Annotated in this window: 20 protein-coding genes and 1 pseudogene; 11 read left to right on the plus strand and 10 right to left on the minus strand. The window is 62.7% G+C overall.

Annotation, left to right across the window (positions count from 1 at the left end):
* Window positions 1–22 precede the first annotated feature (22 nt).
* The 3 genes from D1223_RS01085 to D1223_RS01095 all read left to right on the plus strand — a co-directional run bounded on the left by D1223_RS01085 (window position 23) and on the right by D1223_RS01095 (window position 3,182).
* Window positions 23–2,209, plus strand: a complete 2,187-nt coding sequence (locus tag D1223_RS01085) for a M13 family metallopeptidase (RefSeq protein ID WP_119374561.1) — start codon at window positions 23–25, stop codon at window positions 2,207–2,209.
* A 160-nt stretch (window positions 2,210–2,369) separates the two neighbouring features.
* A complete protein-coding gene (locus D1223_RS01090; RefSeq protein WP_119374562.1) occupies window positions 2,370–2,738 on the plus strand; it encodes a DUF1801 domain-containing protein in 369 nt (122 codons plus the stop codon).
* Window positions 2,739–2,834: 96 nt separating this feature from the next.
* Window positions 2,835–3,182, plus strand: coding sequence for a hypothetical protein (locus D1223_RS01095; RefSeq protein ID WP_119374563.1), 348 nt, complete (start codon window positions 2,835–2,837; stop codon window positions 3,180–3,182).
* Here the strand turns inward: D1223_RS01095 and D1223_RS01100 are convergent, their stop codons facing one another.
* A complete protein-coding gene (locus D1223_RS01100; protein WP_119374564.1) occupies window positions 3,183–4,319 on the minus strand; it encodes a zinc-binding dehydrogenase in 1,137 nt (378 codons plus the stop codon). It abuts the gene before it with no gap.
* Window positions 4,320–4,509: 190 nt separating this feature from the next.
* On the opposite strand from D1223_RS01100, the gene D1223_RS01105 reads away from it, so the two are divergent.
* Entirely contained in the window at window positions 4,510–5,688 is a 1,179-nt protein-coding gene (locus tag D1223_RS01105; RefSeq protein ID WP_119374565.1) for a thiolase family protein, read from the plus strand.
* 65 nt (window positions 5,689–5,753) lie between these two features.
* On the opposite strand, the gene D1223_RS01110 is transcribed toward D1223_RS01105, so the two are convergent.
* Together D1223_RS01110 and D1223_RS01115 are read right to left on the minus strand one after the other, a co-directional pair.
* Window positions 5,754–6,866: a serine hydrolase domain-containing protein gene (locus D1223_RS01110; RefSeq protein WP_119374566.1), complete on the minus strand. Its 1,113-nt coding sequence runs from the start codon at window positions 6,864–6,866 to the stop codon at window positions 5,754–5,756.
* 25 nt (window positions 6,867–6,891) lie between these two features.
* Entirely contained in the window at window positions 6,892–7,386 is a 495-nt protein-coding gene (locus tag D1223_RS01115) for an Lrp/AsnC family transcriptional regulator (protein ID WP_119374567.1), read from the minus strand.
* A 129-nt stretch (window positions 7,387–7,515) separates the two neighbouring features.
* Here D1223_RS01115 and D1223_RS01120 point away from each other — a divergent pair, with 129 nt between their 5' ends.
* Complete coding sequence (locus tag D1223_RS01120; RefSeq protein WP_119374568.1) at window positions 7,516–10,974, plus strand: indolepyruvate ferredoxin oxidoreductase family protein; 3,459 nt, start codon at window positions 7,516–7,518, stop codon at window positions 10,972–10,974.
* A gap of 106 nt (window positions 10,975–11,080) precedes the next feature.
* Here D1223_RS01120 and D1223_RS01125 read toward each other — a convergent pair whose 3' ends face one another.
* Both D1223_RS01125 and D1223_RS01130 read right to left on the minus strand, forming a co-directional pair.
* A complete protein-coding gene (locus tag D1223_RS01125; RefSeq protein ID WP_119374569.1) occupies window positions 11,081–12,670 on the minus strand; it encodes a lysine--tRNA ligase in 1,590 nt (529 codons plus the stop codon).
* Window positions 12,671–12,757: 87 nt separating this feature from the next.
* A complete protein-coding gene (locus tag D1223_RS01130; protein WP_119374570.1) occupies window positions 12,758–13,537 on the minus strand; it encodes a GGDEF domain-containing protein in 780 nt (259 codons plus the stop codon).
* Between the two features lie 145 nt (window positions 13,538–13,682).
* Between D1223_RS01130 and D1223_RS01135 the strand changes: the two genes are divergently transcribed.
* Both D1223_RS01135 and bfr read left to right on the plus strand, forming a co-directional pair.
* The gene (locus D1223_RS01135; protein ID WP_119374571.1) at window positions 13,683–13,883 is read left to right on the plus strand and encodes a (2Fe-2S)-binding protein; all 201 of its coding nucleotides are present in this window, start codon (window positions 13,683–13,685) and stop codon (window positions 13,881–13,883) included.
* Between the two features lie 190 nt (window positions 13,884–14,073).
* A complete protein-coding gene (gene bfr, locus D1223_RS01140; RefSeq protein ID WP_119374572.1) occupies window positions 14,074–14,556 on the plus strand; it encodes a bacterioferritin in 483 nt (160 codons plus the stop codon).
* A 27-nt stretch (window positions 14,557–14,583) separates the two neighbouring features.
* On the opposite strand, the gene D1223_RS01145 is transcribed toward bfr, so the two are convergent.
* From D1223_RS01145 to D1223_RS01155, 3 genes are all read right to left on the minus strand, one after another.
* Window positions 14,584–15,246, minus strand: coding sequence for a glutathione S-transferase family protein (locus tag D1223_RS01145; protein ID WP_119374573.1), 663 nt, complete (start codon window positions 15,244–15,246; stop codon window positions 14,584–14,586).
* Between the two features lie 84 nt (window positions 15,247–15,330).
* Complete coding sequence (locus tag D1223_RS01150) at window positions 15,331–16,278, minus strand: alpha/beta fold hydrolase (RefSeq protein WP_119374574.1); 948 nt, start codon at window positions 16,276–16,278, stop codon at window positions 15,331–15,333.
* Window positions 16,279–16,381: 103 nt separating this feature from the next.
* On the minus strand, window positions 16,382–16,684 hold the full coding sequence (locus D1223_RS01155; protein ID WP_119374575.1) for an SCP2 sterol-binding domain-containing protein: 303 nt from the start codon (window positions 16,682–16,684) through the stop codon (window positions 16,382–16,384).
* 209 nt (window positions 16,685–16,893) lie between these two features.
* Between D1223_RS01155 and D1223_RS01160 the strand changes: the two genes are divergently transcribed.
* Both D1223_RS01160 and D1223_RS19235 read left to right on the plus strand, forming a co-directional pair.
* On the plus strand, window positions 16,894–18,441 hold the full coding sequence (locus D1223_RS01160; RefSeq protein ID WP_199288179.1) for an acyl-CoA carboxylase subunit beta: 1,548 nt from the start codon (window positions 16,894–16,896) through the stop codon (window positions 18,439–18,441).
* Window positions 18,442–18,810: 369 nt separating this feature from the next.
* Window positions 18,811–19,344: pseudogene (locus D1223_RS19235) on the plus strand (DUF4349 domain-containing protein); the annotation flags it as partial.
* Here the strand turns inward: D1223_RS19235 and D1223_RS01170 are convergent.
* Window positions 19,343–20,230: a pseudouridine synthase gene (locus D1223_RS01170; protein WP_119374576.1), complete on the minus strand. Its 888-nt coding sequence runs from the start codon at window positions 20,228–20,230 to the stop codon at window positions 19,343–19,345. The pseudogene D1223_RS19235 and the gene D1223_RS01170 overlap by 2 nt on opposite strands.
* A gap of 174 nt (window positions 20,231–20,404) precedes the next feature.
* Between D1223_RS01170 and D1223_RS01175 the strand changes: the two genes are divergently transcribed.
* The gene (locus D1223_RS01175) at window positions 20,405–21,013 is read left to right on the plus strand and encodes a GNAT family N-acetyltransferase (protein ID WP_119374577.1); all 609 of its coding nucleotides are present in this window, start codon (window positions 20,405–20,407) and stop codon (window positions 21,011–21,013) included.
* 4 nt (window positions 21,014–21,017) lie between these two features.
* Here D1223_RS01175 and D1223_RS01180 read toward each other — a convergent pair whose 3' ends face one another.
* Window positions 21,018–21,551 carry a DUF1579 domain-containing protein gene (locus D1223_RS01180; RefSeq protein ID WP_119374578.1) on the minus strand — a complete coding sequence of 178 codons (534 nt, stop codon included), beginning with the start codon at window positions 21,549–21,551 and terminating at the stop codon, window positions 21,018–21,020.
* 175 nt (window positions 21,552–21,726) lie between these two features.
* On the opposite strand from D1223_RS01180, the gene D1223_RS01185 reads away from it, so the two are divergent.
* Window positions 21,727–22,950 carry an MFS transporter gene (locus D1223_RS01185; RefSeq protein WP_119374579.1) on the plus strand — a complete coding sequence of 408 codons (1,224 nt, stop codon included), beginning with the start codon at window positions 21,727–21,729 and terminating at the stop codon, window positions 22,948–22,950.

Consider the following 22,950-nt stretch of genomic DNA (forward strand, 5'->3'; position numbering starts at 1 on the left):
ATAAATCTAGGAGGATCTATCCATGAAACGACTTCTTGCAGGGGTAGCGACTGTTGCCCTGCTCGGTGCCTGCGCAACCGCAACGGAGGAGGCCGCGCTCGACTCGACCGAGGCTGCGACCACCGTCACCGAAACCGCGCCGGCCGAGGCGGAAGCTACGCCTAAGAAGCATGTCGTCGAAACCACATCGCCGGATTTCTGGGGAGACTGGGGCATTGATACCAGCGTCATGGATACAGAGGTCGATCCGGGCGACAATTTCTTCATGTATGTGAATGGTGGCTGGTTCGACGAATTCGAACTGCCGGCTGACAAGACCCGCTATGGCGCCTTCGACCTGCTGCGCGAAAAGTCCGAGCAGCAAGTGCGTTTCATCATCGAGGATGTCGCCGCCGACGCGCCGCCGACCGATACGCCGGAAGGCAAGGTCGCAGCTTACTACAACGCCTATATGGACACCGATGCGATCGAGGCAGCCGGGCTTGAGCCTGTGCAGCCCTATCTGGACAAGATCCAGGCCATCGAAACCCGCGAGCAGCTGGCTGAAATCTTCGCCACGCCGGGTTTCTCCTCGCCGATCAACGGTTTTGTTTGGGTCGATGACAAGGATCCGAGCGACTACATCTTCCAAATGTCGATGGGCGGTCTCGGCCTGCCGGACCGCGAATACTACCTCAAGGATGACGAGAAATCCGTCGATATCCGTGCGAAATATGTCGAGCTTCTGACCTTCCTGCTCGGCAAGGCCGGTTATGAGGATGCCGAAGCGAAGGCCGCCGACATCCTGGCGCTGGAAACCAAGCTGGCCAAGGCCGACTGGGACCGCGCCGTCAGCCGGAACCCGGAAGTCACCTATAACAAGCTGACCCGCGCTGAGCTCGACGAGCTGGCCGGCGACTTCCCGCTGACGACAGCGCTGACCACGATCGGCGTCAATGACGAGACCGAATTCCTCGTCACCGAAGTGCCACCGACGGCTGAGGAAATCGCTGCCGCGGGCCTCTCGCAGGAAGATGTCGACAAGCTTGGTGCCGGCATGCCGGCAGCCTTCAGCCTCGCCATGACCGAAGACCTCGACACCTGGAAGGCGTACCTTTCGGCGCACATGCTGTCGAACTTCTCCTCGGTCCTGCCGAAGGAGATCGACGATGCCGACTTTGCCTTCTACGGCACGGTGCTGGGCGGCCAGCCCGAGCAGCGTCCGCGCTGGAAGCGGGCGGTCTCCTCGGTTCAGGGCAATCTGGGCGAAGCGCTCGGACAGGTCTATGTCGAGCGCCACTTCCCGGCGGAAAACAAGGAAAAGATGGACGAGCTGGTCGCCAATCTGCGCGCGGCCATGCACGTCAATCTCGAAGACCTCGAATGGATGGGCGAAGAGACTCGCGAAAAGGCGAAGTACAAGCTCGACAAGTTCAACCCGAAGATCGGCTACCCGCCGAAATTCGAGACCTATGAGGGCCTGGAAGTTTCCGACAATGCCTTCCAGAACTCGGTCAATGCCGGAATCTGGGGCTTCAAGGACAATATTGCCCGCCTGAACGAGGAGCCGGACCGCGACGAGTGGTTCATGACCCCGCAGACGGTCAACGCCTATTACAACCCGGCCTATAACGAGATCGTCTTCCCGGCCGCCATCCTGCAGCCGCCCTTCTTCAACGTCTCGGCTGACCCGGCTGTGAACTATGGCGCCATCGGCGGCGTCATCGGCCACGAAATGGGTCATGGTTTCGATGACCAGGGCTCGAAGTATGATGGCGACGGTGTCCTGGCCAACTGGTGGACCGAAGACGACCGCGAAGCCTTCGATGCGCTGACGTCCGCGCTGGTCGAGCAGTACAACCAGTACTGCCCGCTGGAAGAGGGCGAGCCTTGCGTTAACGGCAAGCTGACGCTGGGCGAGAATATCGGCGACCTTGGCGGTCTGTCGCTCGCCTATCGCGCCTACCAGATGTCGCTCGATGGCGAAGAAGCCCCGGTGATCGACGGTCTGACCGGCGACCAGCGCTTCTTCATGGCCTGGGCCCAGGTCTGGCGCTCGAAGTATCGCGACGAAGCCAAGCGCACGCAGATCCTGACGGACCCGCACTCGCCGGCTGAATTCCGCGTCAACGGCATCGTTCGCAATTTCGACGAGTGGTACGATGCCTTCGACATCAGCGAAGATTCTGACCTCTATCTTCCGCCTGAGGAACGTATCCGCATCTGGTAATCCTTTCAGGACAAGACCTTATGGCGACGGGGCAGGTGCAAACCTGCCCCGTTTGCGTTTCCCGTTCTGTGTGCGGAGGAAAAAAACCGTTTGTCAGTCTTCACAAGATGGTCCCGGCAGGTCTTTTATATCGCCCTTCGCTCTGGGGAGGGCTGGATAAATGCCATTGCCAAAGGCTGTCGCCGGTTATTTCGACAAGCTCGAAGGCCCGATGAAGGCTGTCGCGATCAGGCTCAGTGAAGCAGTCTACGAGCGTGGACCGCATCTCAAGGCGACATATGCCTGGGGCCAGCCATGCTGGATCGGGAATGAGCGAGTGGTTTCCATCATGGCGCATGCGCGTCACTGCAACCTTCAGCTCTGGTCGGGCGCCCGGATGGCTGAGCAGTATTTCGGCCGCATCGAGGGCAGCGGAAAGATGCTGCGCCATGTGAAGGTGCGCAGTCCCGATGAGATCGACGACGAACTGATCGACATCATCGACCGGGCGATCCAGCTCGACCAGGATGCACCGGTGCGCGTGCGCTGAAGGGTGGACCCGCCCGGCGGCCGGCCTGCTTGCCCGATTGCCGGGCTTACAATTATGCTGGGTCCGGTATGCAAGCGACAGGCAGGGGAGGCCGCCATGCGCGCCCGCTTGATCATCTTTCTTCTGCTGGCCGCAATTTCGGCCATGCCGGCGGCGGGCCAGGCAGAGCGTACACTGAACGCGGTCATCACGCGCGGCGTGGTGCTGACCACGCCCGATTATGAAATCCCGATCATCTATGCCCCGGACGGCACTTATTCCGGCCAGCTGGGCGAGACGGCCTTCCAGGGCCGCTGGCGGATCGAGGGCGCGCAGCTGTGTGCGTCATCCTCGATGTCGCCGACGGAGACGTGCACCGAATACCCGCCCGGCATGGGGCCGGGCGATGCGTTCGAGGTCAACAATCCTGCGCTTGGGCGCGTTACCGTGACGATCAATCCCTGACTAAAGCGTTGGATTGATCAGGTATTTCTCACCGGTGCGCTTTTCATTGTAGGTCTTCAGCGTGTCGGGGTTCAGTGCCTCGCGCAGCGAGATCTCCGCGGTGTAGTGACTCGCAAAGGTTGTCTTCAGCTCGTCCATGACGCGTTTGCGCAGGCGGGCGCGGCCTTCTGCCCCGATCTTCTGAAGGAAGTAGGTCAGCAGGTAGCCGCCTGCGTTCCAGGCCATGCCGACGCCCGGCGGGATCAGGGTCGGGCTGAGATCGAGCCGGCCATAGATATAGACCTGCTTGTTCTGGGCAGAGCCATAGCGGCTGTACTCTGCGCCGATGTTCGCGGCGGCTTCCATGGCTGTCAGGATCTGTCCGGCCAGCGGCCCGCCGCCGATCGCATCGAACGCCAGCGTTGCCTTGGTCTCGGCCAGCGCCTTGATCAGGTCGTCCATGAAGGTGTCGAAAGACGAGTTCACGATGTACTTCGCGCCAATATCGCGCAGGATCTTTTCCTGCTCGGGCTTGCGGACAATGTTCACCAACGGCACGCCGTCGGCGATGCAGATCTTGTTGAGCATCTGGCCGAGATTGGAGGCTGCTGCCGTATGGACGAGGCCTTTGTGGCCTTCCATCCGCATCGTCTCCGGGAAGGAGAGGGCCGTCAGCGGGTTAACGAAACACGAGGCGCCATCGCGCGCTGACGTGCCTTCCGGCAGCTCCATCACCTGGGCAACGTTGAGCAGGCGGTATTCGGCGTAGAACTCGCCGCCAAGCCCGGTCACCTTCTTGCCGAGAAGGGCCTGGGCGGCCGGTGACTTGCCGGCTGCGACCACTGTCCCGGCGCCTTCATTGCCGACCGGCAGCGACTGTCCGACCCGGCCTGCCATGGCGCGCATACCCGGTTTTGGAATGTCTGCGGTGACGACCGGATGACTGTCAGTACCCGACTTGCGCAGCGTCGACAGGTCACCGGCCCCGACGAGCAGGCCCAGGTCCGACGGATTGATCGGCGTTGCCTCGACGCGGATGAGCACATCGTCATCGCCTGGCTGCGGTACGGGGACATCGATGAGCGAGAGCTCAAGCTCGCCGCTCTCCTTGACCAGCGTTCTCAGCTGCAGGCCCTTTTCGGGGACGTTTCCGGACATGTGGGTTCCTCCTTGGAATTGTCTCTTTGCGTCCACTTAGCGGTAGGCATGGCAGCAAGACAAGCCGCGTTACGGGCGTTATAGTTTTGCTGAGGTCATCCCCGCCGGTCCTGTAAGACCTTGACGCTCGGGCATCTGGGGCGCACATCTTCGCGCACGCAACATTTATAGAAAGCCCTGGAGGAGAAATATGGCTGAAGATCCCGTCGTTATCGTAGGTATGTCACGTACACCCATGGGGGGTCTGCTGGGCGATCTTGCCGGCATGTCAGCCAACGAACTCGGTGCAATTGCCGTGAAAGCAGCGTCCGAAGAGGCCAAGCTTTCGGAGACCGACGTCAACGAAATCATCATGGGCAACTGCCTGCCAGCAGGCCAGGGCCAGGCGCCAGCCCGCCAGGCGGCCATCAAGGCCGGGCTCGACAAAGGCACCGAGGCCACCACGATCAACAAGATGTGCGGCTCCGGCCTGCAGGCGGCCGTCATGGGCGCGAATGCGATTGCCGCGGGCAATGCGAGCATCGTCGTCGCCGGCGGCATGGAATCCATGACCAATGCGCCGCACCTCGTCGACCTGCGCAAGGGCCACAAGTACGGCGCGGCCGCCATGAGGGACCACATGGCGACGGACGGTCTCGAGGATGCCTATGAGAACAAGGCGATGGGCGTTTTCGCCGACATGATCGCCCAGGAATACCAGTTCACGCGTGAGCAGCAGGACGCTTATGCCATCGAAACGCTGAGCCGTGCGCAGAAAGCGACCGAAACCGGCAAGTTCAAGCGCGAGATCGTCCCCGTCACGATGAAGACCCGCAAGGGCGATGTGACCGTGGACACCGATGAGCTGCCGCGCACGGCCCGTCCGGACAAGATCCCGAGCCTGCGCCCGGCTTTCGGCAAGGACGGCACGGTCACGGCCGCCAACGCGTCCGCCATTTCCGACGGTGCCGCGGCGCTGGTGCTCATGAAGCAGTCGGAAGCTGAAAAGCGCGGCCTGAAGCCGATCGCGAAGATCGTCTCCTCCTCCAGCCACGCACATGAGCCGAAATACTTCACGACTGCGCCCGTGCCGGCAATGAAGAAGGCGCTCGAGAAGGCAGGCTGGTCGAAGGACGATGTCGGTCTCTGGGAAATCAACGAGGCCTTTGCCGTCGTCCCGATGATCGCCATGAAGGAAATGGGCATCAGCCACGACATCGTGAACGTCAATGGCGGTGCCTGCGCCATGGGTCACCCGATCGGCGCCTCGGGCGCACGCATCCTGGTGACGCTGCTGGCGGCCATGGAAGACCGCGATGTGAAGAAGGGCGTTGCCTCGCTCTGCATCGGCGGCGGTGAAGGCATCGCGATGTGCGTCGAGCGCGTCTAGGCGCACGGCACACCGAAAATCTGAAGAGGCCGGTGCCCTGCGCGCCGGCCTTTTTCTTTAGCGTCCTAGTCGGCCGACGCCGCCAGCCTGTCCTTCACCGTATCGAGAAGGGCCTGGGTGGTGTCCTTTGACGTGTCATTGAACTCGCTCGCATTGACGATGATGACTGCGTCCAGCGAGGGAATGAGCGCGACGCGCGAGAGCCACATCGTGTTCGAGCCATTGTGCCAGTAGATGCGGCCAAGCTCGTCATCCTCCATGATGGCCCAGCCCATGGCATAGTCGGCGCTTTCATCGGGCCAGGGCGCAAGCAGGTGGTCCCGCATGTCCGGCGTGATGAAGCTGCTGTCCTCATCGACGAATTCGAGCAGCAGCTGCGCGTGGCTTGCCAGCGGGACGTGCAGCGTGCCGGCCGGTCCGAGCGCCTGCGGATTGTCCGCGCCGGGGCCGCGTCCGGCAGGCTTCAGGCCGCCAAACATGCTGCGCTTGTGGCCCTGCAGCCCTGACTGCGGCGCGCCGGCGCCCCAGCCCTGCGACCAGTCGCTGCCGTCGGCATTGAAGACATAAGCTTCCATCGCGTCTTCCCAGCTCATGCCGAGGATGCCCTCGATCGCTGCGCCCGCGACGATGTAGTTCACATTGCTGTACTCATACGTGCCCGGTTCGCCCTCGGGCGGTTTGCGCAGCCGGCTGCGGACGGTTTCGAGGCGCTGTTCGGGCAGGCTGGCCGTGTCATTGTGACGGGCAATCAGCCAGATCGCCCCCAGCTGTCCGATGCCGGAGCGGTGGGCGAACAGGTCCTCGATCGTGGTGTCCTGCCAGGCCGGGTCCATGTCGTCGGCCATGCCCGGGAACAGGTCCGGAAGGGTCGCGCCCCAATTGGCAAGACCCTCTTCGACCAGCCGGGCATAGAGCAGGGCGGTCAGCGCCTTGCTGTTCGATCCGATATGCCAGGCATCGCCCGGCGCGGCGGGCTCGCCTGAGCCTTTTGCGGTCTCTCCTGACACGGCAATGGAAGGCGTATCGCCGACCGCGATGACGGCTGCACCGAGGGCGACGAGGCCGGCGCGTTCGCGGCTGGCGTCGACCTCGGCCTGCAGCCAGTCCGGGTCAACCGGTTCTGCTGAAGCAAACCCGGCAAGAATAGCGAATGAGAATGAGAGGAGCAGCCGTCTAATGGCGGGCCTCCTTTTGTGTCTTCTGCTAGCTGGCCGGCACGTAGTCGCTGATCAGGCCGAGCGGCAACGCAGTGGTGCGCTTGGCGACATTGATCACGATACGCGACTGCACATCCGAAACCAGACCCGATCCGAGGAGTTTCTCTCTCAGGAAGGAGTCATAGGCATGCATGTCGGTGGTGGTGATGCGGATGACATAGTCGACGGCACCGGTAACCGTCATGCATTCGAGCACTTCCGGCCATTTGCGCACGAGCTGCTCGAAACGGTGGAGGTTTTCCTTGCTCGGCAGGGCGAGTTTGACGCTCGCCACCACCTCGAAACCGAGGCCGAGCGCGTCGCGATCGAGCAGGGTGACGCGTCCTTCGATGATCCCGGCCTCTTCCATGCGCTTGATGCGGCGCCAGCATGGCGAAGAGGACAAACCGACCCGATCTGCGATTTCCGCGACAGAAAGTGCGGCATCTTTCTGGATAAGATCGAGAATCTTGGCGTCGATGGCGTCAAGCGTTTGAGGCAATTTTTCTCTCCATTTAACGCGATATGTGGAACACTTTGCCCTTTATTACGCCAATTTGAGCAAGATGGGCAAGCATTTTCGTGCAAAAACGCAAATATTATCGCTAAAGAGATTTAGGGAGTTCATTTCTTGGAACACCGTGAAGTCACGCTGAACGATAAATACGATCTTGTCGAGGGCCACGCTTACATGACTGGCATCCAGGCGCTGGTGCGCCTGCCGCTTGACCAGAGGCGCCTCGACCGTGCCGCCGGATACAACACGGCCGGTTTCATTTCGGGCTATCGCGGCTCGCCGCTCGGCGGCTACGACCAGCAACTCCGCGCCGCGCAGAAATGGCTGGACGCCCATGACATCGAATTCTGGGAAGGCCTGAACGAGGACCTTGGCGCCACCGCCGTCTGGGGCAGCCAGCAGCTAGGCCTGTTCCCCGGCGCCCGTCGCGATGGCCTGTTCGGCATCTGGTACGGCAAGGCGCCCGGCGTCGACCGCTCCGGTGACGCCTTCAAGCATGCCAACGCCGCCGGCTCGTCGCGTCTTGGCGGTGTCCTCGCCATCTGCGGCGACGACCATATGTGCAAATCCTCGACGCTGCCGTCGCAGTCGGAATATGCGATGCGCGATGCCGAGATCCCGGTGCTCAACCCGGCCTCGATCCAGGACGTGCTCGACTATGGTATTCATGGCTGGGCGATGAGCCGTTTCTCCGGTGCCTGGTCCGCCCTGATCGCGCTGGCAGACACCATGGACTCCGGCGCCGTGGTCGATGTGGCGCTGGACCGGCTGAAACTGATCAAACCCGACTTCGAGTTTCCGGAAGACGGCGTGCACATGCGCCGCGGCGACAACCCGCTCGACAAGGAGCGCCGGCTTCGCCAGTTCAAGCTTCCCGCCGCCCAGGCCTGGGTCAAGGCCAACGGGCTCGACCATGTCCTCATCCCGTCCCCGAAGCCGCGCGTCGGCATCGTCACGACCGGCCAGGCGGCCCGCGACATCTTCGAAGCGCTTGCCGCGATCGGCCTGACGCCGGAACAGGCCGGTGCGCTCGGCATCAGCGTGTTCAAGGTCGCCATGCCGTGGCCGCTTGAACAGTCGGCGATCCGCGAGTTCTGCCGCGGCCTCGAGCGCGTTCTCGTCATCGAGCACAAGCGCCCCCTCATCGAGGAGCAGCTGCGCGCCGCGCTCTACAGCCTGCCGGACAACCAGCGCCCCTATATCGAGGGCAAGCGCGACAAGGAGGGCAAGCCGCTTCTGAGCGAGGTCGGCTCCATCCCCGTGCCTGAAATTGCAGATGCCGTCATGCACCGGGTCCCGGGCGAGTGGGACCACAGTGCGGCAGACCAGTATTTCACCCGCGTCGGCGCAGCTGGCCGGGCAGCGCTGTCAAACGCGTCGCCAACCGTGCGTTCGCCGCACTATTGCTCGGGCTGCCCGCACAATACCTCGACCGTCGTGCCGGAAGGCTCGCGCGCGCTTGCGGGCATCGGCTGCCACTACATGGCGAACTTCATGCCGGACCGGAACACCGACATGACCAGCCAGATGGGCGGCGAGGGTATCGCCTGGCTCGGCCAGTATTTCGCAACCGATGAAGACCACATGTTCGTCAATCTCGGCGACGGGACCTATTCGCACTCCGGTTCGCTCGCGATCCGCGCGGCGGTCTCCTCGAAGGCGAACATGACCTACAAGATCCTCTACAATGATGCGGTCGCCATGACCGGCGGCCAGCATGTCGAATCCGGCCAGACTCCAGTGAATATAGCCCAGCAGGTCGAGGCCGAGGGCGTCACCAAGATCGTCATCGTGACCGAGGACCCGACCCGCTATGCCGGCGTGAAGGGGCTGCCGCGCTCCGTGCGCATCTATGACCGCGAGAAGCTGGACGAGGTCCAGCGCATGCTGCGCGACACGCCCGGTGTCTCGGTCCTGATCTATGACCAGATCTGCGCGACAGAGAAGCGCCGCCGCTCCAAGCGCGGCCTGCGCAAGCCGGACCGTGTGCGCGTGATGATCAACCAGGAGGTCTGCGAGGGCTGCGGCGACTGCTCGGTGAAATCGAACTGCCTCTCCGTCGAGCCGGTCGAGACCGATCTTGGCCGCAAGCGCCGGATCAACCAGTCGACCTGCAACACCGACCTCTCATGCCTGCGCGGTTTCTGCCCGAGCTTCGTGACCATCAAGGACGGTCACTTCGCCGCCGAGGACGAGCCAGGTCTTGATGTCGACGCATCCGGCCTGCCGCTGCCGGACCTGCCATCGGTTGCCAAGCCGTGGAACGTGCTGTTCACCGGCGTTGGCGGAACGGGTGTGACGACCGTGGCGGCCGTGCTCGCCATGGCCGCGCATGTCGATGGCAACGCTTCCTCCAGCCTCGACATGACCGGCCTTGCCCAGAAGGGCGGCCCGGTGCTCTCGCACCTGCGGTTTGCCAAGCATCCCGAGCTGATCTCGACCGGCCGCGTGCCGCCGGCGTCGGCCGATGCGGTCATCGCCTGCGACCTCGTCGTGGCCGCGAGCGGCGACGCCCTTGGCCTGATGGATGTCGGGCGTACGGTGGCCTCGGCCAATGCCGATGTCACGCCGACGAGCGAGTTCATCCGCGACCGCTCGAAGAAGTTCGAGAGCCAGCTGCTGGCTGCGCGCGTGAAGCGCCAGGCCCGCGACTTCGGCACGATCGATGCCGAGGCGCTGGCGCTGCTCTATCTCAATGACGCGATCTACACGAACATGATCATGGTCGGCTACGCTTGGCAGAAGGGGCACCTGCCGGTGTCGCTGCGCGGGCTTTACCGGGCGATCAAGCTGAATGGCGTGAAGGTCGAGGAAAACATGAAGGCCTTCGATGTCGGGCGCCTGGCCGCTGCCGACCCGGAGCGGCTCGCCGAGACGCCGGATCCGCGCGGTGAGGTCAAGCCGATGACGCTGGACGAGCTGATCGAGGACCGGGCGAGCCGCCTGGTCGCTTATCAGAACGACGCCTATGCCCAGCAGTATCGCGATCTCGTCGCCGAGGTTCGCGCGAAGGAAGAGAAAGCCGGGCTCGGTGAGGGCTTCACCACGGCGGTGGCGAAGTTCGCCTTCAAGCTCATGGCCTACAAGGACGAGTATGAAGTCGCCCGCCTGTTCACCGACGGGTCCTTCGACAAGAAACTTCGGGAGACCTTCAAGGGCGGGAAGATCCAGTTCCACATGGCGCCGCCGCTGCTGTCCAAGAAGGATGCCAACGGTCATCTTCTCAAGAAGAAGTTCGGCCCTTGGATGAAGACGGCCTTCAGCCTCATGAAGCGCTTCAAGGGGCTGCGCGGCACGCGGTTCGATCCGTTTGGCTACACCGCCGAGCGCAAGATGGAACGCCAGCTGCGCGACGACTATCTGGAGAACATGGTCAAGCTGGCCGATGGCCTGACGAAGAAGAACCATGAGCTTGCCATTGCCATCGCGTCGATCCCGGACGACATCCGTGGCTACGGCCATGTGAAGGAGGCCGCCGTCGAAGCCGCCGAAGCCCGCTCGAAAGAGCTGTGGCAGAACTGGCCCGAGGGCGGCATGCCGAAAGAGAAGAAAACGCTGATCGCGGCGGAGTAGGCGAAAAACAACACCGCCTCATGGTGAGCGAAGTCGAACCACGAGGCGGGCCGCATTGCAAAACACCCTTGTCCTTCGACTTCGCTCAGGATGAGGGTGTTTCTTCTTAGGCTCTTGCCAGCGCGTTCTTGATCAGCCTTGCTGTCTCATGCACGCCATAGAGCGCGGCGAAGCCGCCGAAGCGCGGGCCCTGGCTCTGGCCGAGCAGGACTTCGTAGAGCGCCTTGAACCAGTCACGCAGATTTTCGAACTCGTGCGTCTTGCCGATCTCGAAGGTGAGGTTCTGCAGGGTTTCTGCGTCGGCATCCCCCTCGATCAGGCTGAGGCGTTCGGCGAGGTCTTCCATGGCTGCGCGCTCCTTCTCGTCGGGGGCGCGATAGACCTTGGTCGGCTGGACGAAGTCCTCGTAGTAGCGGATCGCATAGCCGGCGAGCTGGTCGAGCAGCGGATGGCTGTCCGGGCTCGCCTCGGGCGCATAGCGGGAGATGAAGTCCCAGAGCTGGTCCTTGGTCTCGGTGTTTGCGGCGCTGACCAGGTTGAGCAGCAGTGCGAACGACACAGGCGTATCGCCCTCCGGCGGGTTGCCGGAATGGATGTGCCAGACAGGGTTCTCGATCTGGCGGGCCGGCTCCTCCTCGGGATACTTCGACAGGAAGGTGAGATACTCGTCGACCGCCTTCGGGATCACGTCGAAATATAGCTTCTTGGCTGCCCGCGGCTTCTGGAACTGGAACAGTGACAGGCTCTCCTGAGGCGCATAGGCGAGCCAGTCCTCGACCGAGATGCCATTGCCCTTGGTCTTGGAGATCTTCTCGCCCTTGTCGTCGAGGAACAGCTCGTACACATATTGCTGCGGCGGCTGGGCGCCGAGGATCTTGCAGATCTTGGAATAGATCGGCGCATTGTCCTGGTGGTCCTTGCCGAACATCTCGAAGTCGACGCCGAGCGCGGCCCAGCGCATGCCGAAATCCGGCTTCCATTGCAGCTTGGTGTTGCCGCCTGTGACCGGGATGGTGACGTCGGTGCCGTCCTCATCCTCGAAGGTGATTGTCCCGGCCTTTGCATCAGTCGCCTTCATCGGCACGTAGAGGACGCGGCCGGTCGAGGGCGAGATGGGCAGGAAGGGCGAATAGGTCGCCTGCCGTTCGGCGCCCAGGGTCGGCAGCATCACGGCCATGATCTCATCGAACTTTTCCAGCGCGCGCAGCAGCGCCTCATCGAACGCGCCCGACGTGTAGAGCTTCGTGGCCGACTTGAACTCATAGTCAAAGCCGAAACTGTCGAGGAAGGCGCAGAGCCGCGCGCCCATATGCGCGCCATAGCTTTCATGCGTGCCGAACGGGTCCGGCACGGATGTCAGCGGCTTTTGCATATAGGCTTCGAGATCAGCCGGGTTCGGCACGGTCGGTGGGACCTTGCGCATACCGTCCATGTCGTCGGAAACGCAGATCAGCTTGGTTTCGTACTTGCCGTCGGTCAGCGTCTCGAAGGCGTGGCGCACCATGGTCGTGCGGACCACTTCGCCGAAGGTGCCGATATGCGGCAGGCCGGACGGGCCGTAGCCGGTCTCGAAGACGACCGGGCCCTGTTTCGGATTGCCGGCGCGCTCCATGTTTTCCAGCCGTTTGAGCAGGGCACGGGCCTGTTCGAAGGGCCATGCCTTGGCAGTCTCGGCTAGCGTGGATAGCGCGCTCATCTTTTCTCCGTCCGGTCAGTTGAACGTGCCGGAGGTAGAAGGGCGAGCAGGCGCGGTCAAGCTGGCGCTGCAAATCGCCGGGTGCACTCAGGCGGCCGCGTGCACGATCACTCTGTCGCGTCCAGCGGCCTTGGCCTCATAAAGGCTGAGGTCGGCGCGTCGCATAAGTTCGCTCAGCGTGTCGGCAGGGGTTCCGCCCGCAACACCGATACTGGCCGTTACGCGTCGTAAGATGCCGGGCCTGGGCGTGAAGATCATGCGGTTGACCGCAAGGCGTAGCCGTTCTGCTGCCTGATGCGCGGTTTCCATGTCCTCACACGGTACGAAGGCACCGAATTCCTCGCCGCCAAGGCGCCCGATCAGCTCTCTGCCTTGCACAGCCTGCGACAGGGCGCCGGCGAAGCCGCGAAGGGCTTCGTCGCCAGCCATGTGGCCGTACTGGTCATTGATCATCTTAAAATGGTCGATGTCGATCATCAGCATTGCGCCATTCGTGCCCTCGACGCGCAGCTGGTTGACCTGCTTCAGGAACGCGTCGCGATTAAGAATGCCTGTGAGCGGATCGATCCGCGAACGCCGCTCCAGTTCCGCATGGACATCTGCGAGTTCGCGCATGGCGCGTTCAAGCTTCAGCCGGCCACGTTGCAGGACAATCGTCACGGGTATGGCAACGAGGAAGGGTACGATCGTCGCGATGGTCAAGGTCGGCCAAGCGAACTGTTCGGTATAGGCCGGGTCCAGTGGCAACACGAAAAGACAAATGCTGGTCACGGTCCACGAAACAATGATCGCCACGACCGTGACGAACACGGTGCGGGTAAAAGACAGCCTTTCGGGTGACTTTTCGCGGGGCGGATCGTTTCTCATTGATCGTATTTTTTAGCCGGATAACGTATCCATCAGCCTAGCAACTGCGTGAAATTTTGATCGAAATTGCTGGGATCGACCGGTCGCACGGAACTTGCATCAATTGTCATTGACAATCATTCGCAACTGTGTCTAATTGAGAACCATGATCATTTGCATTTGCAGACGCATTAACGACCAGGGTGTGCAGGCGGCTATCGAAGCCGGTGCGCGAAGCCCCGAAGCCGTGCAGGCGCATCACGGGTGCGAGTTCAACTGCGGCAAATGCAGAACCACGATGGGCGAAATGATCGCCGAGACGGTTGACGCCGCCCCGCCGGAACCGGGCCTGCTTGCTGCCGAGTAGGCGGCTCACCCACTTTCAGGAAAAATACCAGTCATTTCAGGCAGCTGAAGGCACAGCGCGTTGCGCCGTTTCATGCAATTGCTTCTCACTATCACAAGCGTCTGATTTTATTGGACTTTTTGATTGAGAATCGGTCGGGTCATGCTATTTCAGGGGCAGACCAAAACCCCTCGGATCCAAGGAGGATGCCATGAAAGGCGATCCTAAAGTCATCGAATTCCTGAACGCCGCGCTGAAGAATGAGCTGACCGCGATCAATCAGTATTTCCTGCATAGCCGGATGCTCAAGGACTGGGGCGTCAGTCGGCTCGCCGAATTCGAGTACAAGGAATCCATCGAGGAGATGGAGCATGCCGACTGGCTGATCGAACGCGTCTTGTTCCTCGGCGGCCTGCCGAACCTGCAGGACCTGGGCAAGCTCAAGATCGGTGAAACGGTCGAAGAAATCCTCAAATGCGATCTCGAACTCGAAATGGAAGCCATCCCGCTCCTGCGAGATGCGATGGAATATGCCGAAAGTGCGCGTGACTATGTCAGCCGCGACCTGTTCGGGAAAATCCTGCACAGTGAGGAAGAGCATGTCGACCATCTGGAGACCCAGTTCGACCTGATCGAGCGGATCGGCATCCAGAACTACATCCAGCTTCAGTCCAAGCCGGTCGACGACGAATAGGCACTGCCCGCCCCGCCGGGGCGAGTATCATGCGTAGGCGTATGGCCCGCCCCTTTCGAGGGCTGCGGCATAGGCCGGCCGGGCGTGCACGCGCTGCAGGAAGTCGCTGATATTGCGATACGCGCCAGCGCCTGCCCGGTCTGCCGCCGCTTCGAGCGGGAAGCTCATGATGATGTCAGCGGCGGTGAAATCCGCTCCGGCAAACCAGCCCGTCTCCGCCAGCGCGCTCTCCCAGTATTCGACATGCTCCCGGATTCTCGGGTCGACGAAGCCGGCTTCCGCGCGCGATGAAACGCCCTTGACGAGGGGGCGCATCAGCGGGTTGGCGTTTTGCGGCATGCGCTGGAAGATCAGCTTCAGCAGCAATGGCAGCATGGCCGAACCTTCGGCATAGTGCATCCAGTAGGTCCAGGCGCGCGCTTCTGCCGTGCCAGCCCGCGGTTTCAGCCGCCCGCCGCCATGGGTCTCGATGATGTATTCGATAATGGCGCCCGTCTCGGCGACGATGATGCCATCCTCTTCCAGCACGGGCGATTTGCCGAGGGGGTGGATTGTCCGCAGCGCGTCCGGTGCCAGCATGGTCTCAGGGTCGCGCTCATAGCGGACCACCTCATAGGGCAAGGCGAGTTCCTCAAGCAGCCACAGGATGCGCTGCGAGCGCGAGTTTTCGAGGTGGTGAATCCTGATCATGCCGGCGGGCTCCGCTCTCTGCCTCATCGGACATAGGCTCGCAGGCTACAAAGGAAAGCGATGACGCAGCGGAACCGGAGGCGTTCAGACGCCCGCCTTCTCGAGGAAACCGTCAAAGCCCTGCCAGAAGGCGCCGCGGCGTTCGTTGGTCTCCATCAGGATCTCATGCATCGCGCCCTCGATCGTGACGTGCGTGCAGTCCGGCAGGTGTCTGGCGACGCGCGCATGGGCCTTGTTGTCGACCAGTTTTTCCTCGCCCGCACTCGCGACGAAGACCGGCACATCGACGCCGCGCAGCAGGCCCGGCTTTGTCGTCTTGTTGAGGATGTCGAGCGACGCGCCGAGCCAGCCCCAGGTGACGGGGCCAAGCTCGAGCTGCGGCGCCGCATCGATCAGGTCGCGCTGCAGCTGCCAGCGGGTCCGGTCATGGGTGACGATATTGGTCTCGAACGTTTCGGCCGGGCCGGGCTGCTGCGCATAATTGCCCGACCGGCCCATCGCTCGCATGGCCCAGATGATGTAGCGCGCGGCAAGATTGATCGGCAGGCCCCACATGGGTGCGGAGAAGGCCGCTGCCTCGACCTTCACCAGCTTCTGCGTCAGCGCCGCCAGCGCAATCGCTCCGCCCATGGAATGGGCGAGCGAGACATAAGGCCGGGGCAGGCGGCCAGCCAGCGTGTCCAGCCCGTTGCGCAGCGCGCCCATGAAGGTCTCGAACCGGTCGATGTGACCCTTGGCCGGATCGTCCAGCAGTCGTTCCGACAGGCCCTGGCCGGGCCAGTCGAGGATGACGACAGCAAAGCCGCGGCCCTGCAGGTCTCGCGCGACTTCGAAATATTTCTCGATGAATTCGGTTCGCCCCGGACAGATGATGGCCGTGCCGCGGGCCTGTTCGCGAAGGGAAGGTGCCATGCAGGCGCGCAGCTTGCGGCCCGCAATGCCTTCGAACCAGATAAGATCGGCGCCTTCCGGTTCCGGATTGCCCGGCACGCGCACGAAGTGGGTGAGGTGGCTGGTATCGCTGGCGCTCATCGAGCCTCCGGGCATCAACAGGAAAAAGATCGGGCGCCGCAGGCCTTTGCCCGGGCGCCCGTCTTCATAACATGGTTTCCACGCCTATGCGGGAGTCTGAGCGTCAGCCCAGCTTTTTCATCAGGCCTTGCAGCTGCATGGCAACCGACATGTCGCCCAGCACTTTCAGCTTGCCTTGCATGAAGGCCATGGTCGGGTCCATTGCGCCGGAGGCGAGCTTGACGAAATCGTCCCAGTCGACCTTGACGGTCGCATCGGCATCGGCGTCCGAATTGTCAGCGACGCCATTGGCGCCGTCGATGAAGAGTTTGCCGACATCGCCAAAGTCGAATTTCACCTTCTTGTTGAAGTCGCTGCCGGCCGTGACAGCTTCGTTGGCTTTCTGGGTAAGGGTTGCAAGGTCCATGGACGCCTCCTCGTTTGGGTCTCTGAAAAAAGGATAAAGCAGGCGGACACTACGTAAGGCAAGAGGCGGAAAGGACTGTTTTTTTCCGGTGTCGCCATTTCGACACGAGATTGCATCCGGCTGACGCGCAAATCTTTTCGCTGCGGCATGTCCATGGTCGAACGGATTGTTCTTGACGGACCCGTCATCAAAATCCGATTGATCATCTCATGTCTTGGGAAAAGTCGATTGAGGAACTTCGCCGCCGTGAACGCATGGCGGAGAAGATGGGCGGCGAGGAACCGGTGTCCCGCCAGCGCGGGCGCGGCAAGCTGACGGTTCGGGAACGGGTGTCGTTCCTTGTCGATCCGGGCAGCTTCCACGAGATCGGCAAGATCGCCGGTGTCGCGACCTATGACGAGGATGAGCAGCTCGAAAGCTTCATGGCGTCGAACTCGGTTGTCGGCCGGGCGACGCTCGATGGCCGTCCGGCGATGATTCTCGGCGATGATTTTACCGTGCGCGGCGGGGCGGCGGATGCCTCCATCCGGGGCAAGACTACCATCGCGCTGAAGCAGGCCATCGAATACCGCATGCCGCTCGTCCAGCTGATCGACGGCACCGGTGGCGGCGGCTCGATCAAGATGTTCCTCAAGGATCCGCGCACCTACATCCCGGAGACGCCGAGCTGGGAGCTGCTGGTCGAGGCGATGGGAGAGATCCCGACGGTGTCGCTGGCGCTGGGCCCTTGCGCCGGCCTCGGAGCAGGGCGCGTTGGCTCCAGCCACTACTCCGTGATGGTGAAGGAGCTGTCCCAGGTCTTCGTCGCTGGTCCGCCGGTGGCCATCGCGATCGGTGAGGATGTGTCCAAGGAGGAACTTGGCGGCTGGGAGATCCAGGCGAAGAACGGTACCGTCGACGATGTCGTCGATACCGAAGCCGACGCTTTCAAGGCCGCCCGGCGCTTCCTGTCCTACCTGCCCTCTTCGGTGCATGAGCTGCCACCGGTCACCGCCCCGACCGATGATCCGAAGCGCAAGGAAGAGGACCTCATCTCCATCGTTCCGACGGACGGAAAGACGCCCTACAAGCCGCAGAAGATCATCAATGCCACAGTCGACAAGGGCAGCTTCTTCGAGATTGGCAGCCAGTGGGGACGGGGCATCGTGACCGGACTTGCCCGCATTGACGGGCACCCGGTGGGGGTCATGGCCGGCAATCCCTTCTTCCTCGACGGCGCCTGGACGGCAGATGTCTGCGACAAGGTCATCCGGCATATGGATCTTTGTTCGACCTTCCACCTGCCGGTTGTCCACTTCGTCGACTGTGCGGGCTTTGCCGTTGGCGTGAAGCATGAAACCGCAGGGGTCACTCGCAAGGGCGTGCGCGCCATGGCGGCGGTCTACCAGGCCACCGTACCGGTCTGCGCGGTCGTCATCCGCAAGGCGTTCGGCCTGGCAGGCTCGGCGATGATGAACCCGACAAAGGCAAAGTGGCGCTATTGCTGGCCGTCCGGCAACTGGGGCTCGCTGCCCATGTCCGGCGGGATCGAGGCAGCCTTCCGTAAGGAGCTGTCGGAAACCGACGACAAGGAGGCGCTGCTCAAGTCGCTCTACAAGAAATTCGAGGCGATGGAGGACCCGTTCCGCACGGCCGAGGCCTTCTTTGCCGAAGAAATCATCGACCCGCGAGAAACCCGTCCCCTTCTTGTCGATTTCGTGCATCATGCACGCCGGAGACTGGAGCCCGGCAAGACGGTTTTCGGCCCAAGGCCGTGAAGCTGCCCAAATTCCGCCGTGAACGGATGCTCACATCAGGTCTCCAACTCGTCCAATGAGAGGGGACGCACGATGATACTGAAAAGAGTTACACCGGCCCTCGCCGCGCTCGGATTCCTGGCGGCCTGCGGTGGTCCCGGCGGCGGCAATGCCGATTATGAACGCAGCCCCGCTCCGCCGCCGCCTGCGCCGGTCATGGAGGAATCGGCGAGCTTTGGCGGGGTCAGAAAGATGGCCAGCGCCGACCAGTCCTTCAGCCAGCCTTCGCCGACACCGGATCGCCCGGATGCCGAGCCGGGGGCCCAGCAGTACATCGCTTACAGCCATTCGCTCGGCCTGCGCCTGCCGCAGGGCGGCGTCGAGCCGATGATGCAGGCCCATATCGATGCCTGCAAGGCGGCCGGAACCAATACCTGCATCATCATCAACTCCAACACCTATTCCTATGATGAGGACAATATCAGCGGCAATGTCTCGCTGCGCGCGAAGCCCGACTGGATCGAGACCTTTCTCGCTGCCATCGACGAGGCGACCGAGAAAGCCGGCGGCGAGGTCACCTCACGTTCGACCCGGGCCGATGACCTGACCCGTCAGATCATCGACACCGATTCCCGCCTTGAGGCGCAAAAGACGCTGCAGACCCGGCTGGAAGGCCTGCTTGAGCGCCGGGACGGGACGCTGGGCGACCTGCTCCAGATTGAGCGCGAGCTTGCCCGCGTCACAGGTGAGATCGAGTCCATCGAAGCCAATCTGAAGGCGCTGCGCCTCAGGGTCTCGATGTCCTCGCTCGACATCTCCTATGAGACCAAGGTCCCGCCCTTTTCGCCGTCACGGTCCAATCCGCTCGGTGAGGCCTTCGGGGATTTCTTCTACAACCTGTCGGCCGCCATCGCTTCCGTGATCACCGCTTTCGCGGTCGGCCTGCCTTGGCTCCTGCTGATCGGGGTTTTCCTCTGGATCTGGCTGAAGCTGATCTGGCCCCGGATTCGGCGGAAGAAGAAGGTCGACGCCCCGAAGCCTCGGCCGACGCAGAGCTGATCAGGCTGGCGCGCTCTTCTTCGGTAAGGGCGCGCCACTTACCTTCTGGCAGGTCACCGAGCTCCAGCGGCCCAATGCGGACGCGGTAGAGGTCGACGACCAGGAGGCCGACCAGTTCGCACATCCGCCGGATCTGCCGGTTGCGGCCTTCCCGAAGGATGAAGCGCAGGCGGCCCGGGCTGACCTGGTCGACCTTCGCATGCTTCAGCCGCCGGCCATCCAGCGTCAGCCCATGGCGCAGCTTGTCGAGCGCTTGTGGTGTAACCTGACCCTTCACTGTGACAAGATACTCCTTGTCGAGATTGGAATGCGGGCCGATCACAGCCTTCGCCAGCACGCCGTCCTGCGAGAGTAGCAGCAGGCCGCGCGAATCCATGTCGAGCCGGCCGAGCGGGGCGAGCTGGGTCTTCGCGCCGGGCAGCTTCGGGGCCTTGCCGACCAGGTTCGCCTTGGTGACGAGCCGTACAGCAGGCGTCTGACCGGCTTCCGGCTGGGCGGAGACATAGCCGACCGGTTTGTGCAGCACGGCGGTCAGCTGGTCGTCCAGCGCCTTCGCCCCGGCGCTGCCGAGGACCATGGTCTCGCCGGGCGATATCTTGTGGCCCGGCTCGCTGACGGTTTCCCCATTGACCTTGACCTCGCCCCGGCTGATGAGCGCCTCGGCCTCGCGGCGCGAACACAGACCGAGCTGCGCCATCCACTTGTTGAGCCGGACCGGCTCGTCGCCCTGATAGGTGTGCTCTTGCGCCATGGCGGACCCTTATCAGAGCTTTGTCAGTGGCGCGAGCGCGTGCAGGTGACTGAATTTATTGGGCTCCTTCAGTTCCATGCAAAAGCGCATGCCAGTTAGCTGAAGCAATGCGTTGTTTAATCGGTGGGGGCGCCTTATTTCGCACTTGCAGCATAGAATGTGCAGGTGCAGCAAATGGCCCATCAACTTCATATCCGCTCGACCGACGGGTCTCCCGTCCTGATCCGCCCGATGGAACGTGGCGACGAAGCCGCGCTGCGCGAAACGGTGGCCAAACTTTCCACCCGGTCGCGCTATCTTCGCTTTTTCTCCAGCCTCTCGCCTGTGCCGGACCCCGTGATCCGCAGGCTGGTCGATGTCGATGGCGAGCGCCACATGGCGTGGGTGGCCATCGACGAGTCGCAGGCGGACCAACCCATCATCGGCGCAGTCCATGCGATCCGCGACGATGCCGGTGCAGCGACCGGTGAGTTCGCGATCGGCCTGCTCGATGACTGGCACAGCCAGGGCCTTGCTCGCCTGCTGATCGCGGTGCTCTGCGCGCAGGCCTCCATGCGTGGGATGACCGCAATGACGGCGGACGTGCTCTGGGAGAACAAGGCCGGCCGGGCCCTGATGAAGGCGATCGGTGCACGCTCCACCGGATCCGATGCGACGGTTGTGGAATACCGGTTCGAGGTCGCGGACACGCTGGCTACCCTGCGCGGCGGCATGCGCGGAGCGGCCATGCAGACCGTCTTCGACGCTATCGAGACCGGCAGCCTGACCTCCGACGCGGCCTGATCCGTCAGGGTGTAACCGCGCCGCCGGCGGGCCAGTCCGTATCGCCGATTCGGGTCAGCTCCATCCTGAAGGTTTCGACCGGCTCGCCTGTGGCCGGGTGGTAGTGGCCGACTTCCGTCCAGGTCCCGTCCTCCAGCGTTGCGGTGTAGACGATGCGGGCGTCCGGCCCGGCAGGGATCGTCCAGGCAAATCCTGTTTCCGTTGCCTCCAGGGCGAAGGTGCCGGTTCGCCCGTCCGTGTAGCTGCGCATCTCGCATGGGGCGTCTGGCGTATCGCACGAGACGACGGCGAAGGCATTGAAGCTCAGGGCCCCGCCTGCTTCGTATCCGCGCCCTTCGATGACGGCGACATCGCCGCCCAGCATCGGGCCGACGCGTTCGGTCTGGGTCAGTTCGAAGGGCTGCCGGTTTGCGTCAATGCCGACAGCCGTTCCTTTCCAGGTGCCATAGAAGGGCTCCAGTGGGTGGACCTTGTCCTCGGCATTGGCGCCCAGCGTGGCGGCGGTGGCAACCAGCAGGGCGAGTGACATCCGGATCATGATTTTTCTCCGTTTCAAATAACTTTGCAAAACAAAGTTTACTTTTGGCCTGTTTTTGTCAAGCGATATCGTGGCCGTGCCCGCCTGCGAGGGTGCGCTCCAGCGCAGGCAGCATCCCCCTTCCGCATGGGCATGCTTTCCCGCGCCCGGGGGAAGCGCCTATCCTTGTACCAGCATGACGGACACCCCTGATACCGCAACGACCGAACGCCGCCTTTCATCGACAGAGGTGCTGCTGCTGACGTTTGCTGCGGCGGTCGTCACGGCGAATGCCTATTACATCCACCCGATCATTTCCGAGGTCGCGCGCGGCTTCGATGTCGACAAGGGGCTGATCGGGATCGTGCCGGGGGCCAACCAGATTGCGCTGGCGCTCGGTGTGTTCCTTCTGCTGCCGCTGGGCGACCGCATTTCCAATCGAAAGCTCGTGACGTTCACGGTTGCCGGCCAGTTCCTGTCCATGGTCGGCATGGCCTTCGCGCAGGATTTCCGCCTGTTTACCCTCGCCGCGACCGTGCTCGGCTTTTTCACGATCGCGCCATACCTGCTGCCGGCCTATGCGTCGAAACGGGTCGATCCGGTCCGCCTTGGCCAGGTCACGGCGACGCTGACGACTGGCGTCATCGGCGGCATCCTTGTCGCGCGCGCGGGCGCCGGCGTCGTGGCCGAGCATTTCGGCTGGCGCACGGTCTACTACATCGCCTCAGGCTTCATGCTGGCCGTGTCGATCGCGCTGCCAATGATCATGGACGAACGCGAGGCCGACACAGGCGAAGCCGCTGGCCAGAGCTATCCCCGCCTGCTCTTTTCGATGTTCGGCCTCATCCGGCGTCATCCTGAAATTCTCCTGAGCGGTACGATTCAGGGGCTTGGCTTCGGGACGTTTCTCGCGGTCTGGATGGGGATCGGCCTGCACCTGCCGGACATGGGATATGGCGTCGATGTGGTCGGCTACCTGGCGGGTTTTGCCATCTTCAACCTGTTCACCACGCCGCGTTTCGGGCGTTGGGCCGACAATGTCGGACCGCGCCGGGCGCGTCTTGTCGTAGCCGCCCTGAATTTCGCGGGCGTCCTGCTGCTCTGGCCATTTGGCTACAATCTCTGGCTGCTGATCGTGCCGACCATGCTGATGACGCTGGTCGGCCCGGTCGTCGACATCACCAACCGGATGACGTTCCTGTCGCTCGAGCCGCAGATCCGTACACGGCTGATGACGGTCTATATCGTCATGATGTTCATAGGCGGTGGCATGTCGAGTTCGGCCGGTACGGCGGTCTATGCCTGGGCGGGCTGGATGGGAACCGCGGCGCTGGCCACAGCCATGTCGGGCGCGCTGCTTGCCCTGAGCGCGATCAGCCTTTTCCAGCGCGGGCGTGCCGGCCAGGACACCGGCGCCTGA

Source organism: Henriciella mobilis (assembly GCF_003576285.1).
Taxonomy (GTDB): domain Bacteria; phylum Pseudomonadota; class Alphaproteobacteria; order Caulobacterales; family Hyphomonadaceae; genus Henriciella; species Henriciella mobilis.

Coding starts and splice junctions, on each gene's coding strand:
- bfr (WP_119374572.1), top strand. CDS start 14,074: ATGAAAGGCGATCCTAAAGTCATCGAATTCCTGAACGCCGCGCTGAAG.
- D1223_RS01175 (WP_119374577.1), top strand. CDS start 20,405: ATGGCCCATCAACTTCATATCCGCTCGACCGACGGGTCTCCCGTCCTG.
- D1223_RS01130 (WP_119374570.1), bottom strand. CDS start 13,537: ATGAGAAACGATCCGCCCCGCGAAAAGTCACCCGAAAGGCTGTCTTTT.
- D1223_RS01180 (WP_119374578.1), bottom strand. CDS start 21,551: ATGATCCGGATGTCACTCGCCCTGCTGGTTGCCACCGCCGCCACGCTG.
- D1223_RS01145 (WP_119374573.1), bottom strand. CDS start 15,246: ATGATCAGGATTCACCACCTCGAAAACTCGCGCTCGCAGCGCATCCTG.
- D1223_RS01100 (WP_119374564.1), bottom strand. CDS start 4,319: ATGTCCGGAAACGTCCCCGAAAAGGGCCTGCAGCTGAGAACGCTGGTC.
- D1223_RS01170 (WP_119374576.1), bottom strand. CDS start 20,230: ATGGCGCAAGAGCACACCTATCAGGGCGACGAGCCGGTCCGGCTCAAC.
- D1223_RS01185 (WP_119374579.1), top strand. CDS start 21,727: ATGACGGACACCCCTGATACCGCAACGACCGAACGCCGCCTTTCATCG.
- D1223_RS01095 (WP_119374563.1), top strand. CDS start 2,835: ATGCGCGCCCGCTTGATCATCTTTCTTCTGCTGGCCGCAATTTCGGCC.
- D1223_RS01135 (WP_119374571.1), top strand. CDS start 13,683: ATGATCATTTGCATTTGCAGACGCATTAACGACCAGGGTGTGCAGGCG.
- D1223_RS01105 (WP_119374565.1), top strand. CDS start 4,510: ATGGCTGAAGATCCCGTCGTTATCGTAGGTATGTCACGTACACCCATG.
- D1223_RS01090 (WP_119374562.1), top strand. CDS start 2,370: ATGCCATTGCCAAAGGCTGTCGCCGGTTATTTCGACAAGCTCGAAGGC.
- D1223_RS01125 (WP_119374569.1), bottom strand. CDS start 12,670: ATGAGCGCGCTATCCACGCTAGCCGAGACTGCCAAGGCATGGCCCTTC.
- D1223_RS01160 (WP_199288179.1), top strand. CDS start 16,894: ATGTCTTGGGAAAAGTCGATTGAGGAACTTCGCCGCCGTGAACGCATG.
- D1223_RS01085 (WP_119374561.1), top strand. CDS start 23: ATGAAACGACTTCTTGCAGGGGTAGCGACTGTTGCCCTGCTCGGTGCC.
- D1223_RS01150 (WP_119374574.1), bottom strand. CDS start 16,278: ATGAGCGCCAGCGATACCAGCCACCTCACCCACTTCGTGCGCGTGCCG.
- D1223_RS01155 (WP_119374575.1), bottom strand. CDS start 16,684: ATGGACCTTGCAACCCTTACCCAGAAAGCCAACGAAGCTGTCACGGCC.